This window comes from Amycolatopsis stemonae (genome assembly GCF_054781455.1).
Genome location: NZ_BAAGUJ010000027.1, coordinates 41,821 through 58,318, shown reverse-complemented (window position 1 = coordinate 58,318; position 16,498 = coordinate 41,821). Strand labels below are relative to the sequence as shown.

Below are 16,498 nucleotides of genomic sequence, written 5' to 3'. Positions count from 1 at the left end.
CATGCCGACCGAGCTGCACATTCAGACTCTGGACATCCCCCAGTTCGCCTTCGGCGCCCAACAGCAGAAGCTTGCGCCGCTGGTGCACAACGGCGTCGTCAAGCCCCGCGGGCTCACCTGCGGACTGGTGCGGATGGAAGGCGCCCACCACGCAGTCGCGCACATTCACCGACGCTCGCCGATCTTGGTCTTCGTGCACGCCGGAATGATCGCTTCGCTCGTCGGCGAGGAGCTGAAGCCGTTGCTGCACGCACCCGGCTCGGTGATCTGGATCGACGCACGCGTTCCGCACCTCGGCCTCAACCTCGATGCCGTCACTCCGGCCGCACTCCTGGAGGCCCGCACCGACCCGTTCTTCAACCGCGACGTCAAGCGCCTCCCGGAACTCGACGCACTCGTCACCGACCGCGTCGCCGACCTGCAACGCCGCTACGCCGCCGGCGAGCTCAACGACCAGCTGACCAAACCGAGCGTGCACATCATCTCCCGCGGCCGCCGGGACTGGCTCGGCCGCGTCCTCTCGACCGGCCGCCGGGGAACGCCCCAGCGCATCGACCTCCCGACCGAGGTGGCGGCATGACCCGCCCGGCGTGCTGGCCACCCTGGGCACGGCTCGCGCTGTTGGGCAGCGGCACCCTGACGATGGGCGTGGGCATCGCCCTGCTGGTCGCCAGCCGGCTGGGCATGGTCCCGATGGACACGGTGCACCTGGCCATCGCACGCGCATCCGGCTGGACATTCGGCGTCGGCATCCTCATCTGCCAGGCGATCCTGCTGGCCAGCTTTCTCCCGCTGAAGCTGCGACCCGGCATCGGCACCTTCGTCGGCCTCGTGATACCCGCGCTCACCGCCGACACCGTCCTGGCCGTCCTGCCGCCGCTGACCAACATCATCGTGCGCCTCACCGTGTTCGCCGCAGGCGGCGGGCTGTTCTGCACCGGCGTAGCGCTCTACCTGGCCGCCTCCCTCGGCCCGCTCCCACGCGACGGACTCATGCTCGTGCTCGCCGGCGACCGAGCCGCAACCGGCAACAACCGACGCAGACTCGCACTGGTGCGCATCGGCATCGACAGCGTCTTCGTCGCGACCGCCACCCTGATCCTCGGCCCGGCCGAAGCAGTCCACACAGGCGCCGTCGGCGCTGGCACCGTCGTGCTGGCCCTGATCAGCGGGCCGCTGATCGCCCGGCTGTTGCACCGTCTCCGGCGTATCCCCCGGCTCTCGCCCTCGACGCCGGGAGAGAACCCAGTCCAGGCACAGCACGCCGCCGCGGAGTCCTCATGAATGCCCGCCCGTCCCCCGGCCACGTCGCGGCCCCAACTGATGCAGGCTGCATCGACAGCCGGATTCCCAACCTCCTGCGGTCGGATATCGCGACCGCTCTCGCGGCGGAATTCCTTGCTGTCACAGCGGTCTCTGCAACTCAGGCGCATTTGACAAAATGGATCAATTGTGCTAAGCGTGCAATTCTATTCGTGGCCCCCGGCGCCGGAGTCGAGCGCGCCGCGCCCCACTGCGCCGAGACCGCCTTGCAGTTCGTGACGATCGCCGGGGCCGCGTTGTGGGCCGCTCTCCGCCACCGGTTCGCCGACCTCGCCCGCAACCCGGCCCGGACGCCCGACTCGACCGCCGTCTACATAGGAACGACCACATCCAGCGCCGTCCACGCAACCCAACCCGCCACGACCAGGCCGGATGCCCTGCGGATCGCGTGCGCCGTGGCCTCGGGCGCCGTGCTCATACCCGGGGATTTTTTCCGGAAAAAATCCCCGCAAGATCCGCGTGTCGAGACCTCGAGCGCGCGCGGTGTCCGATACAACTACGCCATGGGTCGACCACGCCTCAGACAACCTCGCACCGAGAAGGTCGAAGCCTTCGTTCCGGACGGCACGAAGGTGAAGTTCCGGCGTGCCTGCACGGCCTACGGCACGAGCATGACCGATGAGATCAACAAGTTCATCGAGGAATGGCTCGCCGACCACCCGGTCGAAGACCTGCCGATGCAGGAAGAGTTGCCCCTCAACAACCTTCAGAAAGCGAGCTGAACAAGGCACAGGACGTGCCAAAACTGAATACGTAGAAGGGGTGCCCGGAAAACCCGGATAGCCCGAGGGCCCGCCACAAGAGCGGGCGGGCCCTCGGAAGCCTGGGGAGACCCGAGCCTGGCAGCGAAAAGTCTCCCGCGCGCCCCACCGACTACCCGTCACAGGAGGACCAGCGGTGGAACGCTGCCCCCAGGGTAGCGCACACCCTCGTTCAGACCGAACGTCTGACGAAAAACACGCCCGCGTGTCGCAAGGCACGGGAGCACCACCCGGCGCGAGTGCGCCCACCGCCGGGTACTTGCAGGCGCTCGACCAGGCAATTTTCGACGCGCCCTACATCGTCATCGACCGCGACAACAACAAGGTCGTGACGGCCACCACGGCCGACGCCGCGCGTGTCGCACTGCAGCAGCACACCGCCGCCGTCTCCATCGTCGGCACCGCCCGAGCCGGCATCGAGGTCGTCGACGTCGACCCGGCCGACACCGGCGCGCCCGCCGAGGCAGGGACCGCCGCGTCCGAGGACCTACGCGACTGGCTCACCGGCTACGGCCTGCCCTACCTGCGCCGAGCCTCTGGCCGCCCCGGCGGCCACCACCTCATCGCACGCGTACCCGCCGAGCTGCTCGACGCCTTCGCCGCCTACGTCGCCGACGTCGCCGAACACCACGGCGTCGCCGCCACGCTGCGCGTCCCCCGAACCCTCCGCCTGCTCACCGCCGAGCACCGCCACGGGCACCCGGCCCCGGTGCTCGACGGCACCATGACCCCCGCCGACGCCCCCACGGCGTCCACAAGCCCTGCCAGAGCCCCCAAACGCCCCGCTCGCCGCCCGGCGTCCGGTCCGAACAGGCCAGGCCAGCAGACAGCATCCGAGCGCGAGTACGGACGGACCTGCGCGGCGATCCGGCGCGGCCTCAACTTCACCCAGACGTGGGCCATCCTCGGCGACTGCCAGGTTGTCGAACGCGGCCAGGCCGACTTCCGCAAGTTCATGTGGTTCCCCGCCGTCACCGAGATCGCCGCCGAACGCGGACTCAGCGAGGATGCCGCGTGGGACCTCGCCCGTGAGGCCAGCGCCGCCCGCGCGCGCGCCCTCGGTCGCCGGGCCTGGCGCGATCGGTACTGGCTACCCGCCGTCGACCGCGCCGCCGACCCGGCGCAGCGTCGCGTCCGCCGACTCACCGACCGCGCGGACGAGCCGACGCAGACCGCCACCGTCGACCCCGCCGAGCAGGCCGCCGCCCTCGAACGCACCCGCACCGCGATGCACGATGCAGCAGCCGACCTCATCGCCGACTTCCGCCCCCAGCGGCAGAAGAGCATCCGAGCCGTCATCGACGCCCTCGCCGTCGCCCTGGTCAGCCGGGACGGCAGCATCGACGTCCGCACGCTGGCCGAGCAGGCCTGTGTGTCCAAAGGGGTCACGGTCCAGGTGAAGGCCGACCTCACCGCCCACGGCATCATCGCCGTCGCCGAGAAGTACAGCGGCGGGGCCGACGACTGCCACCGCTACGTCCTCGGCCCCCGCGCTGAACAGGCACTTCCGCAAAACGAGACCACTAGGTGGTACACCCCCACCCCGCGCTCCTACGGCCACGCCAACCCGCAAAGGATGCGCCTGCACCACGTCCGCGAACGCACCCGCTGGCAACTCCGCTGCACCCTCGAAGAAGCCACCCGCCAGACAGGAGAACGCTGGGCCACCAGCCAGCACCCGGCCGCGAAAACAGCCCGCAGCCTCTGGGCCCAACGCGCACGCTGGGAGGCCCTACCCGACGACGTCCAGGAGCAGAAACGTAAGCAGCGCAGGGCATTCCTCGGCCGACTAGCACCCGACGAGAGGAAGCGGTGGTTCGACTGGCTGAACCGCCGTGACGAGCTCGCGCGGGCCGCCGCTCGCGCACGAACCGGTCAAAAGCAGCCCGCCGACGTCGTCGCGCTGACGGCTGCTCCGCTCACCGTCCACTTGGGAATGCGCGAACGAACATGGCTGGACGGACCCGTTGCTGTGCCACATGATCCGGGTCAACCACCGCTGTTCGACCGGGCCGCCTGATGCGGCCCGGATCACGCGGCGGAGCCGGTAGCATTCGCTGCACGCTGCGCTGCAAGGACCTCGCCGACGCCGAGCGGTACCTGCTCCCCCGAGGCGTGCAGGTACCGCTGCGTCGTCCGGATCGACGCGTGGCCCAACAGCAGCCGGATCTCCTCGATGTTGGCTCCAGACTGCAGCGCGAGCTGGGCCGTCGTGTGCCGCGTGACGTGCGGCGTCATCCGCTCGACCACTTCGGACGGCAGCCCCGCCAGCGCAGCTACGCGCCGGAGCAGCCGGAACACCTCGTGCGGAATGATCGCCTTGCCGTTGCGCGTCATCAGCAGCGGAATCCGAGTGCGGCCGCCGGCCTGACCGCGCCGGACGACGACCTTGAGGTCCGGGCGGCTGTCCAGATATGCCGAGAGGCGGTCCCCCGCGATGTCGTCCAGCTCCAGCGACCGGTACTTGCCGCCCTTCCCCTTCACCCGAAGCTTCCGGACGCCCTGGCGATTGCCGAGATCCTGGACCGCCAGCCCACACAGTTCCCCGATCCGCACACCGGTGATCAGCAGCAACGCCACTGTCGCCGCGTGACGCAGCCGCATCGGGCCCTGCAGCTGATCGGCCGCCTCGATCATGGCCACGGCCTGCGCGGCGGTCAACGAGATCGTCGGCGAGTCCTCCGGCGGGCGAATCCCTTGTGCGCCAGCGGAAACCCTGGCCGCCGGGGACACCTCGATCAACTTCTTGTCCGCGAGAAACTGGTACCAGGAACGCACCGAGCACAGCGCACGCGCTCGGGTCGCCGTGGCGTAGCCCGCGTCATCGAGCGCGGCCAGCCACATGATCACCTCAATTTCGGGCACTGCCAAAGGATCCAGCGCGCGAGCACGGACCCACGCCCACCAGTTCAGCCCGCCGAGCAGCGCCGAGCGAGCCGGACCCTTCTCCGGGTGGTCGACCGGAAGCCGGTACCCGAGATCTCGCAAGTAGCCGCGGGCGGTCGTCAGGGACTTCGCCTTCAGGCGCTTGATCCACTCTTCGGTCGCCTCCTTGAGCCGACCGCCAGGGGCGTCCCCGTCGGCCAGCCCGTCGAAGAGCACCAACGAGCCCGTCGCCTCCACCATCCGAACCGACCGCCCTCGGTCCCGGGCGACGCTCGCGACGACGCCCACTGATCAGTGAGCAACATCTACCACCCGCCACCGACATTCCGGCGCATCCCCTGCCCCCTCGGTGCGGCTGGTTCCGGGCCTTCTTCGATGTACCGTCAATGGACGTTATCGGTACATCAGGCGATGGTGGGCGGCGAATCGCAACGACCGATCACCCCGGCTTGTTTTGTCACGGTGACGAATTGGTGAGGCTGCCTGCACAGCGCGCCGCCGACCGGACCGAGGCCCCGGCCGGCGGCGCTCGCGTTCACGGCAGCAAGCCGGCCTCGTGCAAGCGCACCGCGAGCGTTACGGCGCCGCCAGAGCCAAGGCCTGCGCCCAGCACGAGCCGCAGCACTCGGTACGCCATTTCGCGGCGAATCGGATCCTCGACGAAGAGAGTCACGAGTGCGGCCAGGGTGCCGACGAACAGCACGAATCCGGCAAGGCTAAATAAGATGAGCGTGGTGGGAGCCATCTCGGCTCGGTCCCTTCCGGTCTTGCCGGTCGGGGTTTCAGCGCGCGGCCTCGGCCCGACCAGCTACTAGCTGGTTGGTCCAAGAACCGCGCCGCAGCAGGGACGAGGTCTTGCAGATGCTGCGCGTCACTGCGGCAGCAAAGCCTTTCCTCTCCTCTCAGTTACGAGGAGCTCGACCCCTCCACCTTGGGAGGGGTGTCCCGTACCGGCTTCCACTGCTGCCCGGAATTCCGGAGGGCGCAGGATTGCGCTGCGCACAGGGTAGCGCAACTACTGACGGGAGGATGAAATTCGACTCGCGTGCCCCGGAGATCCTTCCGAGTCTTCGAGCAGCTGGCGGCGATGTCCGCGAGGCCAGGTGATGCGGCCTGCATCGGGTGCAACCCCCCGCGCAGGTGGCTGATCGGCCAGCTCCACCGCCGCGATACGTCGCCCATGTCGACGACCATGAAGGGCGTGACGACCTCGGCGATCATGAGGGGGGAAGCGGAACATTCTCAGCACGCACGAATACGCGCGTCTCGGAGACCTCTGGAGTCTCGTGGCCCCAGCTGCGGATGACCCCCTCCGCCACGTCGCCGGGTGCAGGCAGATCACCGAGGAACACCACGCTTTCCTCGGCGGACGGCTCCGCGCTGCGGAATCCGCCGCCGGTGACGATCGCGCTCGTACCCCCGGGCCGGCCGGGCAGGGGCATGAGTGGTGTGATTTCGCCGCGGCGCGGGCCGGGCTCGTCAAGCTCGGCGACGTGGCGAGCTACCCAGTACCGCGTGACCGTGTACGGCGGCGGGTTCTTTGGTCGCCCCGGCGGCAGCTCGCGCGTCCCACCCAGCCGGTGGTACAGCTCGCGCATTCCCTGCCGGGATAGCCCATGCCACTCGCCCAACAGGCTGAGGTTCGCGCCGCGGTCCAGTGCCGCCTCGATCAACCGCAGGTGCGTTCGCTCGAGCCGGCGCTCTTCCCGAGGAAGCAGCTGCAGGCCAGCTTGCACCGCATCCAGCGGAACGTCGCCGGGCTCGGGCAGGTCGAACAGCGCTCGAAGCTCCGGGTTCGCGCCGGCGGCCGCGGCCGCGAGGTTGTGCAACGCCTCTGCCACGGCGTGAGGAGTTCCCAGCGGTGGCTGGTACTGGCGCAGGTGGGTTTCGAGGTCGCTTGAGGTGTTCACGCGGACAGCATCCACCATCGCGGTAGAAATGACAAGCATCTCGTGACGTTTCTCGTTGTCTGCCGCCCCGCCCGCCGAAGGGGTCTTGCGTGATGCAGGCTGGATCACCCTGACTCGGCAGGCCACTGTGAGCGCCGCTCGGGGGCCCAGGTCGGCGTCGATCCTGGGCACCAGCCAGTGCACATCCCCGCGGCTAAAGCAGCAGGCCGGCCTCGTGCAGGCGCACTGCAAGCGTCACCACCCCGCCGGACCCGAGGCCCGCGCCGAGCACGAGCCGCAGCACCCGGTACGCCGTCTCGCGGCGACCCGGGTCCTGCACGAACAAGGCGACCAGCGCGGCCAGGGTGCCGACGAACAGCACGAACCCGGCGAGGCTGAGGATGATGAGTGTGGTGGGAGCCATCGCGGCGCGTCCCTTCCGGTCTTGCCGGTCGGGCTCTTGGGCGCGCGCGCTCTCGGCCCGACCAGCTGGATCAGCTGGTGGCCAAGAACCACGCGCAGCGGCTGCGTAGATCTTGCAATGCAAGCGGTGTGGCGTCCGGAGGCTCCGCATGGTCCGGCGCACTCAAAGGCGGGCGAGGCGTCCATCCGTCGAGTGGTGATGACGGAAAGCGTGCGTGAGGCGCCGAGTCGGTCGGACTGGCAGCTCTCGCAGCTGAATCTGGAATGTCACGAGCCACTGCAGCGTGCATTCCAAGGAGGCGGCCGCTCTCAGTGAGGGCGGACGTCCCGTGCGCGCCATTCGGCGAGCGTCCGGGGCCTCCGAGAGCGAGCTTACAGGCCTCTCGGCGATGACATCCTCAAGTGGCGCAATGACACGCGGATCCACTGGAGCGGCTGACCGCGACCTCGACGAGTCCGGGGGAGCCGCGCGGAAGAACGAGTGCGAGCGCGTCACCTGTCGAACGCGGGGAGCGATCTTGGCTGTTCGGGCGCCCTGAGAAGACCCGCGCGGCGGCACGGTGGGGGTTAGCGGATCTGCCGGACGTAGGCGGGTGCCTCGCCGCGGCGAACCTCCTCCGGGCTGCGCCGCACGATCTCGTGGGTCGCCCAGTACGACCCCGGCTCAGGCTGGACGGCCGCGAGCTCCTCAGCCGGGCTCGGCTCGGGTGGCGGCGTCGGCCGCTGCTCCGATTTATCGAGGTCGTCCATGTCGAGCACCTTACGCGGCGGCCACCGAGCCCGGTGTCACGCCCCGGTTTGGCTTGACGCTGACACTTTCGCATCTTAAGTATCTTTAGTTTCGTATCTAAGCTACGAAAGAGACGAAAGATGTAAGCGACTAAAGATTATGATCGCTGGACACCAAAGTGACTTAACCGTAGGATCGGCAGCATGACGAGCAGCGACGAGCACGCCGACGGCGCGGCCGACGAGCCGGACGACCGATGCCAGTTCCCCGGCGGATGTAGTCGCCCGAGCCGCGAAGACCCGAAGACCGGGCGCCCCTCGATCTACTGCTACGAGGCCGACGAGCTGCCTGGCGGGAAGCGAGGGCCGATCCACTCGAAGGGCAACGCGTGGAAGGCGAAGAACAGGAAGAAGTCCCCGGCCGCCGGCGGCCGCGCACTCCCGGCGCTCGACGTCGCCGAGCCGGACGACGCCATCGACGTGCACACGCGGGCTAAGGCCACGCTCGAAATGCAGCTCGAAGCTCTCCCCGACCGCCTTGCTGAGTTTCGGGAGTTCATGAACGGCATCGCGACGACGATCACCACGGCTGGTGACGTCGAGGCCGCAGCCGCCGAGGTTGACGAGGTGCGAGCTGAAGCCGCCGCGGAGGTGGCGAAGGTCCAGGCCGAATACCGCAACGAGCTGCGTCGGCGCCAGCAGGCAGAGAAGCGAGCCCAGGAGGAAGCCGAGGCGCGCGGCGAAGCTGACGCGGCAGCAGCGGATGCGGTCGCCGAGGTCGACCGCATCACCCAGGAGGCCGCCGCCGAACTGGAGCGCGTGCACCGCGAGGCCGACGAGAAGATCAGCGCCGAACAGCTGCGGGCCAATGAAGCCATCGCCGCGGCGCAGACGGCCGCGGCCGCCGAGGTCGACCGCATTCGATCTGAGACCGCGGCGGAGATCGAGCAAGTGCGGGCCGGGGCTGCCGCGGAAGTGGCGAACGCGAACAGGGCCACGGAAGCAGCGGCCGCGAGCGAGACCGCCGCCCGGGCGGAGCTCGACCAGGTGCGCGCCGAAACGGTTGCCGAGGTCGACCGCATCCGGGCGGAGGCCGACGCTGGCGTCGAGGCCGCGCAGCGGGCTGCCGAGCAGGAGATCGCCGCGGCGAAGGCCGAGGCCGCAGCCGAGATGAAACGGGTTTCCGACGCGGCCGCCGCCAACGTCAACGCTGCCCGCGGCGAGGCCGCCGACGCGCGGACCGCGCTCACGCGCGCCGAGACCGAAAAGGCAAGCGCGGAACGCGTGGCCCAGCAAGACCGCGCCACGGTGGAGCAACTCCGGCGCCAGATCGAGGAGCTGCGCAAGCAACACCGCGAAGAGCTCACGGAGATCCGGCACGAGTCCCGGGCCGACCGCGAGCAGCTGCGCGCCGACCACGCGGAGCAGCTTGCTGAGGTGCGGCAGGCGGCCACGGATCGAGTGGAGGCGCTGCAGGCCGCGCTCCGCACCGCCGAGGAGACCATCACCCAGCTCCGGCAGCAACAAGCCATCTCGGTCGAGGACTCGGGGGATGAAGCGGCTTCGTCCGCAGCCGGCCCGGCGGCCCCGCGTCGACGAGGCGGCGGCCGGAAAGAGACCTGAGAACCTGTATTCACAGTGCATGCGTCGCGTGGCTCGGCGACGTCGCAGACACGAGGGCGCCATGATGCAGGCTGCATCGGCCGTCGGGGTTGGTCGGTTGCCAGCTGAACAGGCCGGTCGCGAATCGAATCCCAGGGGCCGGTGGGACGCGCGGCGGCCAGCTTCGACGACTCACTTCGGCGACCGATCACACCGTCTCGTTTTGTCACGGTGACGGATCACCTGTGCGCCTCGTTGCCCCGAACCTGTCGGTGCGTCCGCTAGCCTTGGCTCGGGCCCCCGCACGGTCCCGATTCCGAGCCGCACGATCCCCACGTGATCACGCGGCGCCGAGGACAAGCTGGCTTCTCGTCACGGGTGCGGTGCGGCAACAAGGACACCATTGCGACGTCGTTCACCGGCCATCCGGACAACCTCGCGGGGTGACGTGGGAACCTCGCCGGAGGATCCGATGAGCACCAGTCACAACCAGCGCGCCGCGATGGCCGCCTACCGCGCTCAGTTCCCCAACGCCAGCCACACCCGCGCCCTCAACGCCGTCCGCGCCGGCTGGCACCCCACCTCGCCGTCGTCGCGGGCCTACCCCGGCGAACTCGGCGCGGCGACCCCGCCAGAGGACTGGAAGGGCTACCCCGAACGGAGCACGGCGATCGCGGCGCTCTGGCGTGACCGAGACGGCGACGGGCGCGTGGATGAGCTCGCGGTGTTCGATACTGCCACCGGCGCGCGGATCAGCTCCCTGACCGTGCCGCACTCCCCCAGCCCGGATCCTGCGGCCATCGAGCAGGCGATCCGCAGCACCGGCGCCACACCCACCTCGCCGGCCGGGCGCGAGAAGGCCCAGCAGGCCGAGCTCGGCCACCCGCACCGGCTGTTGCACCGTCTCAATCACCAAGCCTTCTTCACCGGCCTGTGGCAGCGCTGGTCCGACGGCTCGTGGCGCATCGCGGCCGAACCGACCGACTTCACCCACAGCGTCACCGTCACCACCGTCGATGCCGCGACCCACCGCGTCCGCCTGGAGGTCACCGAACACCCGGACACGATCGTCGTCGACGAGGTCGTCGGCGTCCGGTTCTCCCCGCAGAAGCCCGGCGAGCCGTACTTCGTGGCGCTCAAACGGCTGCTCGACCGCTACGGCTACGTCGCCGAGTACGGATACTTCAGCGAGATCTCCCCCGGCGTCGGATACGAACGGGTCCGGCCCGGGCGCCTGGCCCAGCGGCACTGGCGGACCCGCGCCGAACTGCGCGTACTGCACGACTTCACCTCCCGCCCCGGCGAAGGCCGACCCCGGACCTTCCGCGCCGGCGAGACCGTCGTCATGCAGCAGGAAGGTTCGGCCGGACAGGAGGTTCGCCGCGGCTCCTGGCACTCGAACTCCGACCTGGAGGTGTCGCTGTGGCTGAACTCCCGCAACGTCGAAGTAGTGCGGACCCTCGAGGACCTGCAGCCGATGCACGCCGACGCCGCCATCGACCCCGCGGTGCTGATCGAGCTGCTCGCCCCGCACCACCCGGGCGCGACTGAGGCGGTGACCGCGTGGGTCGCGGCCGGGCTGCACCTGTCGCTGGGGACCCGCGGTGTGGAGATCCGCACGCCGGCGCCCCGGTACCGGCTCATCGGCCAGATCGGCCGCGACCCTTGGAACAGCAACGCGCCCTCCAAGCCGTACACGGCGGTTCTGCGCGAGAATCGCGACCGCCCATGGAACAGCCGGGAGATCAAGCAGCCGGGTCTGCCGCTGGATCCCCTCGCCGTCATCACCGACGCCCAACGCGTCGACACGGTCAACTGGACCTTGCCCTCCCACGCGTCCGTCGCGCAGCTCGAAGCGACAGTGGAGGCACTGCTGCGCCACTACTTCCCTGAGCAACTCGCCGACGAGATCGTCGACGACGACTCCGGCTTGCCCACCGGGCTCGAGGCCCTGGTTGACGTTGCCCGCCAACTCGCCAAGGACGGCCCGAACGCGGTAAGCGAGGCCTTCGCCGCGGTCGCCGGCGCTCACGCCGATCCCACGCAGCTCGACGAGCTGCTCTACGCCCCCCGCGGAGCCGGGCGGGTGCTGGCCGACCGGATCAAGACGCTTCGCCTGAACGCCGGTGGCTGAACGACCCGGCGGACGCTAAGGACGACACGACGCTCCCGCGGCCGCGTGCGTCAGGCCCGAACTCGGCGCCTGCGATCACCGGCGAACCGCGACCGCGCCGACGCGCCGTACCCGGCATCCGGTACACCGTCTGGGAGACTCTCCCGGTGCCGAACCTCCAGACCTTGGCGCAGCTCGCCCGATCCGAACCCACGGCACACCGTCGCCAGACGAGCACCCGAACCCACAGCCGACCACGCAGGGGTGCGCACCTTCCGTTCCCAGGTCGAGCAGCTCGCCTGCCTGATGCAGCCCGCATCGCCGCGCTGACCCCCGCGCACACTCAAGACGCGCGGCGAGGAGACCTCGCACGTGTCCGTTGACCAGCTGATCAAAGCCGTCCGCCTCGCCGCGGAGAAGGTCCGCAAGGCCAAAACCAAGCTGGAGCAGGCAAGTCGGCTCGGCACGGATGCACGTGACACGCTCAAGTCGGCCACGGTCGGACACGGGGCCCCGGAGCCGACCGAGGCCCTGGGCCACCTCGGTCAGGTACTCGACAGCCCCGAAGGCATCCCAGGAAAGCTCGACCTCCTGGACCGGGCTGCCACCGGTCTCGACGGCTACGCCACCCGCCTCGAAGGCCCGCCCGACGACGATGGCCAGCAACAGCCGTCCGGAGCCTCAGCGGCCCAGCCGCGCCGCCCTCCGCCGGCCGACACACCGTTCACCAACGAGCATGGCGACAGCTACCCGCCGGAGGCTGCCGACCTCGCCGCACGCCTGCCGCCGCGCGTCACCCCAGGAGCCAACGAGCGAACCCACGCCGTAGCCCGGTCCGGCGGCACCATCCTCCCCACCGTCACCTCCGGCGCGGACTCGCTGACCGATGCGACCGAACGACTGCTCCGCGACCACGGCTGCACCCAGAAACAAGCCGAGTACCTCAAGTACCACGCTGAAATCAAGGTCGCCGAGCTGACGCTCCGCCGCGACGACATGACCGACGTCGAGGTGGCGATCAACTACACCCCGTGTGGCGTCGAGCGACAGCAGGAGTTCGCCGCCACCTGCGACAAGCTCCTCAACCGGATCTTCCCCCGCCACGGACCCCGCAGTTTGACGGTCTACGGCACCTACCAGGACAATCGTCCCTACAAGACGCGCTACGGAAGGCCTCAGCCGTGACCCTCGCCCTCGACCTGGACCAGGTCCGCCGCGACAACACAGCGACCGTTTCCGTCCTGCGCGCGGTGCCCGACTACCTCGAACTGCTGCGTTCCGGCACACACCACGACCGGGACACTCACGCCCCAGTCGCGACCCGCTGGTCGCTGTGGGCCCGCGCCGTCGACGACGGCCCATGCCTCGACGTCGGCTTCCACGGCGACAAGGGCACGCTGACCTGGTGGGCCGACGGAGCCAACGAGAAGCTCGTCCCCGCCGGCACCCAGCTCCGCGGCGACGTCATCGAGTACTGGTTCGGCAGCGAACCGGTCGGCTGCACCGAAGGCGAAGAGCTGCCGGTGGAGTACGTCTACGTGGCACTCGGCGAGTTCGTCGCCACCGGCAAGCGCCCCACCATGATCCAGTGGATCCCCGCCACCGACATCCCCGACCAGCGCAGCCCGTCACCGGCGGCCGACGACCCGACCTACCTCGGGTGGGCCGCCAGCCCGGGCGCCGACACGTAACCGAGCCTCCCCCACCTCGCCGAGCGGCGACGCCTCCAGACCCAAACCCGGACCACAAGCGAGGCACCGGCCCCCCACCTGCGGTTCGATACCGCCGCGTCCGGCGATGCAGCCTGCATCACCTGCCCACCAGCACGCGCGACCAGGCCGCACAGCGGGAGCGTCAGTCGGGGCACAACTCGCCGGAACGACCCCCGTTGAGGAACCAGATGACTCAGCACGGCCCGCAGGACCAGATCGCCCTCGGCCGATTCGGCCAGCTGCAGACGAGCTTGGCGACGACGATGTCTCCCACGATCGCCGCGCACGTCCGCGCGTACGCCGAACCCGAAGTCCTCGAATCCCTGGGAGAGCGGCCGATGATCGCGAAGTTCCGGGCCCGGCTGACCGCAGAGCTGGACCGGTGGGGAATCGTCCTGGACGGCGAAGACCTGCGCTCCGCAGACCGGGTCGGCCTCAAGCACTGGCACGGGTCGATCGACAATGCCCGCCGGGACGCCGGCTACGCCGTGGACCACGCCACCACGCACTTCTTCGGCGACCTGCGCGACGAGTTTCACCGTCGCGGGCTGCAGGGGGTCCACGAACGGTTCGAGACGTGGCCCGAGTTCCGGGCGGCCGCGGACGGCCGGCTCTCGCGCGACACGGCGACCACCAGCTGACGCAGGCCGGTCTGGACTCCGCGAACCCCGAGAGGCGCCAGCCGGGGGACCGGGCCCCCCTTGCTGGGAGCGCCACCGTCATGCCGAAAGCCTACGTTGACGTGTCCTCGGGGGACTTGGCAAACCCGGACCACAACGATGCAGCCTGCATCACGCGGGCAAAGGCGGCGAGAAAGGCCCATACGGGCCCCTCACGCCGCCTCTGCCGCGCTCAGCTGCTCAGTGACGCCTATCCAGGTCCAGCGGCTCTGCGGGCGCCTCAGCGTCCGCGTTCAGGTACTTCAGCACGTACCACTCCGTCGCCGCCGACAGCAGCTCCGACAGCGAGGTCGCCCGCGTCTCCTTGATCAGGTCATCGATCACGCCCAGCTCACCCGCCGTGAAATGGCACTGCCACAGCACTCGCGTCGACGACGTTCGTGTCTCACGCCCACCCGCCCGCGGCCTGGCCCTGCGCGTGGCACGGCGGTTCGGGAAACGCGAGTCCGCTTCGCGGGGAACCGTCTGGCGCTCCTTGATCAGGTGACCGAGAAGGTCCGCACGAATCGCCTCGTCGATCGCATCCATCGCGATCGACGCGTGCACCTGCCCGGTCTTGCTGCTCAGCCTCTTCGCCTCAGCCCTTGCCTCCGGCAACACGTAGACCGACGTCGGATACGTTGGTTCGTCGACGAATGTGTCCTCTGGCAGCGAATCCTTCTTCGCCTTCTTCGAGCCCTTCTTGGGCGTTCCGCTGGCCGGCGGAACGGCCTTCTTCACCTCCGTTTCGCGGAACTCGACCGAAGACGAGTCCATCGGCGGCTCGCTGTGCTCGTTGGCCACACCAGCGTCGGAGTCCGTGGCGGGCGCCTCAGCTGACTTGTCCTCGGTCTCGTCGACTTCCGCGTCGTCGGCCTCCGGCTCGCGCAGGCCCTCCTCCTCGGCCTCTACGGGCACCGAAGGAGGAGTGAAAGGGACGAACGGAGGCGGCGTGTTCCCCGCGTCAGGCACTTCAACCAGAGATGCAAGTGCGGTTGCCGCTGCCTCACGGCGGTCCTTGCCGCCCAGCTTTCGGCTACGCGGTGGCGGTGTGCGCGGCGTAGACGGGACCGGGCTGGTGTGGCTTGCGGCTGAGGCCGGGACTTCGGAGCCGGTTTCCTGGGTCATCAGCTGATCTCCGTCGCTCGCGCTTTTTCAGCTTCTCGGTTTCGGATGCTGGAAACCAGCTCCGCGGTGAATTGCTCGTAATCGGCAGCTAGGCCAGCAGCGGCATCTACGGTGAACACCGAGAGCTGCTCACGCTGCCGCACTTTCCGCCAGTCAGGATGGCTTGCAGCGTCTGCTGCCTCGATAACCAGCCGTCCAAATTCACGACAGTCTTCCGCGACGGCGCGATTCAACGAAATGACTGACTCGAACACCTTGACGCTCGGATCAGCCTCAAGCCGCTCCAGTTCCAAACTGAGCTTCTTCCGGATCCTCGCCCGCTGGCCTGTTTCCCGCTGCTTCGTCTCACCGTCGCTGTCGACGTAGCTGCGTACGTCTCGGCGGTCGAAGGCGAACATCACCGCGCCAAGCCATTCGATGTCGCTGTTGAACTCTTCCGCCTCTTCGAGGGCGTCCGCCACACCTTCGAGACCGTAGAGACTTGCCTTGTCGAACTGGACCGGGATCACGAACCACCGGGCAACGAGCAGCGCCAGGATCTGTAGCTCCTGGTCGCCGGGCGGGCAGTCGATGAAGATCCAGTCATACTCATGCGCCAGTGCTGCGATCGCTTCTACGAACCGCAGGCGCGCCTCAAGGCGCGTCTTGGTATCGAGCGCTTTCAGGTAGCTGTCAACCTCAGTGAGAATCCGGCCACTAGGGATAACGTCAAAGTTTGGCCTGACGTCACGGATCACTTGGAGAGGCCCGTTCCCCATGATGCACGCGCGGATGCTGGCACCGTCGTCATCCTCGTTGGAGTAGCGAGTGTTGACATCAAGCCCAAGGTCACCCTGATGGTCAAGCTGGATAGCTAGCACCCGGCGCGGAGAATGCGCATCCGCCAGAGCCCGTGCCAGGGTCCCGCTTGCATTGGCCGTAATACTGGTCTTGCCAGCGCCGCCCTTACCGTTGATGAAAGCCACTACCCGCTTCAGGTATGGCCTCACCGCTTGCAGTCGGACCCGCGTCTGCGCTCGACTGGTTGCCATGTTGCCTAACGAACGTGTCACCTGTCGCCTCCCGACGCCGTGTCTGCCAGCACTGTACTACCGACGCCTGCGCGTCCTGAATCGACTCGCCCATTGTGCGACTTAGTAGCTCAGCCACTGGTTGACAACGCGGCACTCCAACCGCCCAGTTGATCAGACATCAGGTAGCCCATCCATCACCCACTGATTGGCGAGCACATCGGTCAACACATCGGTGTCTACCTGCGTGTTTGTGCTACCCC

General features: G+C 68.8%; 16 protein-coding genes. 9 read left to right on the top strand and 7 right to left on the bottom strand.

Translation table 11 applies throughout. From position 1 onward, the window contains the following. Nucleotide 1: 1 nt before the first annotated feature. The 4 genes from ACYVLJ_RS46565 to ACYVLJ_RS46550 all read left to right on the top strand — a co-directional run bounded on the left by ACYVLJ_RS46565 (nucleotide 2) and on the right by ACYVLJ_RS46550 (nucleotide 4,104). A complete protein-coding gene (locus ACYVLJ_RS46565; protein WP_460443551.1) occupies nucleotides 2–580 on the top strand; it encodes a hypothetical protein in 579 nt (192 codons plus the stop codon). Continuing rightward, the gene (locus ACYVLJ_RS46560) at nucleotides 577–1,284 is read left to right on the top strand and encodes a YczE/YyaS/YitT family protein (RefSeq protein ID WP_460443550.1); all 708 of its coding nucleotides are present in this window, start codon (nucleotides 577–579) and stop codon (nucleotides 1,282–1,284) included. Before ACYVLJ_RS46565 ends, ACYVLJ_RS46560 begins: the two co-directional genes overlap by 4 nt. Further along, entirely contained in the window at nucleotides 1,281–2,045 is a 765-nt protein-coding gene (locus ACYVLJ_RS46555) for a plasmid partition protein ParG (protein ID WP_460443549.1), read from the top strand. The genes ACYVLJ_RS46560 and ACYVLJ_RS46555 overlap by 4 nt, the downstream gene beginning before the upstream one ends. A gap of 298 nt (nucleotides 2,046–2,343) precedes the next feature. Then, nucleotides 2,344–4,104, top strand: coding sequence for a hypothetical protein (locus ACYVLJ_RS46550; RefSeq protein ID WP_460443548.1), 1,761 nt, complete (start codon nucleotides 2,344–2,346; stop codon nucleotides 4,102–4,104). A gap of 11 nt (nucleotides 4,105–4,115) precedes the next feature. Here the strand turns inward: ACYVLJ_RS46550 and ACYVLJ_RS46545 are convergent, their stop codons facing one another. From ACYVLJ_RS46545 to ACYVLJ_RS46525, 5 genes are all read right to left on the bottom strand, one after another. Continuing rightward, the gene (locus tag ACYVLJ_RS46545; protein WP_460443547.1) at nucleotides 4,116–5,210 is read right to left on the bottom strand and encodes a tyrosine-type recombinase/integrase; all 1,095 of its coding nucleotides are present in this window, start codon (nucleotides 5,208–5,210) and stop codon (nucleotides 4,116–4,118) included. A 295-nt stretch (nucleotides 5,211–5,505) separates the two neighbouring features. Next, nucleotides 5,506–5,715 (bottom strand): hypothetical protein, encoded by a 210-nt coding sequence (locus ACYVLJ_RS46540; protein ID WP_460443546.1) that lies wholly within the window; start codon nucleotides 5,713–5,715, stop codon nucleotides 5,506–5,508. A gap of 472 nt (nucleotides 5,716–6,187) precedes the next feature. Beyond that, nucleotides 6,188–7,063, bottom strand: coding sequence for a hypothetical protein (locus tag ACYVLJ_RS46535; RefSeq protein ID WP_460443545.1), 876 nt, complete (start codon nucleotides 7,061–7,063; stop codon nucleotides 6,188–6,190). Between the two features lie 10 nt (nucleotides 7,064–7,073). After that, nucleotides 7,074–7,283, bottom strand: coding sequence for a hypothetical protein (locus ACYVLJ_RS46530; protein WP_460443544.1), 210 nt, complete (start codon nucleotides 7,281–7,283; stop codon nucleotides 7,074–7,076). A gap of 566 nt (nucleotides 7,284–7,849) precedes the next feature. Next, nucleotides 7,850–8,032 (bottom strand): hypothetical protein, encoded by a 183-nt coding sequence (locus ACYVLJ_RS46525; RefSeq protein WP_460443543.1) that lies wholly within the window; start codon nucleotides 8,030–8,032, stop codon nucleotides 7,850–7,852. 183 nt (nucleotides 8,033–8,215) lie between these two features. On the opposite strand from ACYVLJ_RS46525, the gene ACYVLJ_RS46520 reads away from it, so the two are divergent. From ACYVLJ_RS46520 to ACYVLJ_RS46500, 5 genes are all read left to right on the top strand, one after another. Then, nucleotides 8,216–9,634, top strand: coding sequence for a coiled-coil domain-containing protein (locus ACYVLJ_RS46520; protein WP_460443542.1), 1,419 nt, complete (start codon nucleotides 8,216–8,218; stop codon nucleotides 9,632–9,634). A gap of 451 nt (nucleotides 9,635–10,085) precedes the next feature. Beyond that, nucleotides 10,086–11,747: a hypothetical protein gene (locus ACYVLJ_RS46515; protein ID WP_460443541.1), complete on the top strand. Its 1,662-nt coding sequence runs from the start codon at nucleotides 10,086–10,088 to the stop codon at nucleotides 11,745–11,747. A 351-nt stretch (nucleotides 11,748–12,098) separates the two neighbouring features. Next, nucleotides 12,099–12,911, top strand: a complete 813-nt coding sequence (locus tag ACYVLJ_RS46510; RefSeq protein WP_460443540.1) for a DddA-like double-stranded DNA deaminase toxin — start codon at nucleotides 12,099–12,101, stop codon at nucleotides 12,909–12,911. After that, a complete protein-coding gene (locus ACYVLJ_RS46505) occupies nucleotides 12,908–13,417 on the top strand; it encodes an Imm1 family immunity protein (protein ID WP_460443539.1) in 510 nt (169 codons plus the stop codon). Before ACYVLJ_RS46510 ends, ACYVLJ_RS46505 begins: the two co-directional genes overlap by 4 nt. A gap of 209 nt (nucleotides 13,418–13,626) precedes the next feature. Beyond that, nucleotides 13,627–14,079, top strand: coding sequence for an SPFH domain-containing protein (locus ACYVLJ_RS46500; protein WP_460443538.1), 453 nt, complete (start codon nucleotides 13,627–13,629; stop codon nucleotides 14,077–14,079). A 219-nt stretch (nucleotides 14,080–14,298) separates the two neighbouring features. Here ACYVLJ_RS46500 and ACYVLJ_RS46495 read toward each other — a convergent pair whose 3' ends face one another. Next, complete coding sequence (locus ACYVLJ_RS46495; RefSeq protein WP_460443537.1) at nucleotides 14,299–15,225, bottom strand: hypothetical protein; 927 nt, start codon at nucleotides 15,223–15,225, stop codon at nucleotides 14,299–14,301. Continuing rightward, nucleotides 15,225–16,190: a ParA family protein gene (locus tag ACYVLJ_RS46490; protein WP_460443536.1), complete on the bottom strand. Its 966-nt coding sequence runs from the start codon at nucleotides 16,188–16,190 to the stop codon at nucleotides 15,225–15,227. Before ACYVLJ_RS46490 ends, ACYVLJ_RS46495 begins: the two co-directional genes overlap by 1 nt. Nucleotides 16,191–16,498 lie beyond the last annotated feature (308 nt).

Excerpts from the sequence above, each read along its gene's own strand:
- ACYVLJ_RS46530 (WP_460443544.1), bottom strand. The coding sequence starts at position 7,283 with ATGGCTCCCACCACACTCATCATCCTCAGCCTCGCCGGGTTCGTGCTG.
- ACYVLJ_RS46525 (WP_460443543.1), bottom strand. The coding sequence starts at position 8,032 with ATGGACGACCTCGATAAATCGGAGCAGCGGCCGACGCCGCCACCCGAG.
- ACYVLJ_RS46560 (WP_460443550.1), top strand. The coding sequence starts at position 577 with ATGACCCGCCCGGCGTGCTGGCCACCCTGGGCACGGCTCGCGCTGTTG.
- ACYVLJ_RS46565 (WP_460443551.1), top strand. The coding sequence starts at position 2 with ATGCCGACCGAGCTGCACATTCAGACTCTGGACATCCCCCAGTTCGCC.
- ACYVLJ_RS46500 (WP_460443538.1), top strand. The coding sequence starts at position 13,627 with ATGACTCAGCACGGCCCGCAGGACCAGATCGCCCTCGGCCGATTCGGC.
- ACYVLJ_RS46545 (WP_460443547.1), bottom strand. The coding sequence starts at position 5,210 with ATGGTGGAGGCGACGGGCTCGTTGGTGCTCTTCGACGGGCTGGCCGAC.
- ACYVLJ_RS46515 (WP_460443541.1), top strand. The coding sequence starts at position 10,086 with ATGAGCACCAGTCACAACCAGCGCGCCGCGATGGCCGCCTACCGCGCT.
- ACYVLJ_RS46495 (WP_460443537.1), bottom strand. The coding sequence starts at position 15,225 with ATGACCCAGGAAACCGGCTCCGAAGTCCCGGCCTCAGCCGCAAGCCAC.
- ACYVLJ_RS46540 (WP_460443546.1), bottom strand. The coding sequence starts at position 5,715 with ATGGCTCCCACCACGCTCATCTTATTTAGCCTTGCCGGATTCGTGCTG.
- ACYVLJ_RS46520 (WP_460443542.1), top strand. The coding sequence starts at position 8,216 with ATGACGAGCAGCGACGAGCACGCCGACGGCGCGGCCGACGAGCCGGAC.
- ACYVLJ_RS46555 (WP_460443549.1), top strand. The coding sequence starts at position 1,281 with ATGAATGCCCGCCCGTCCCCCGGCCACGTCGCGGCCCCAACTGATGCA.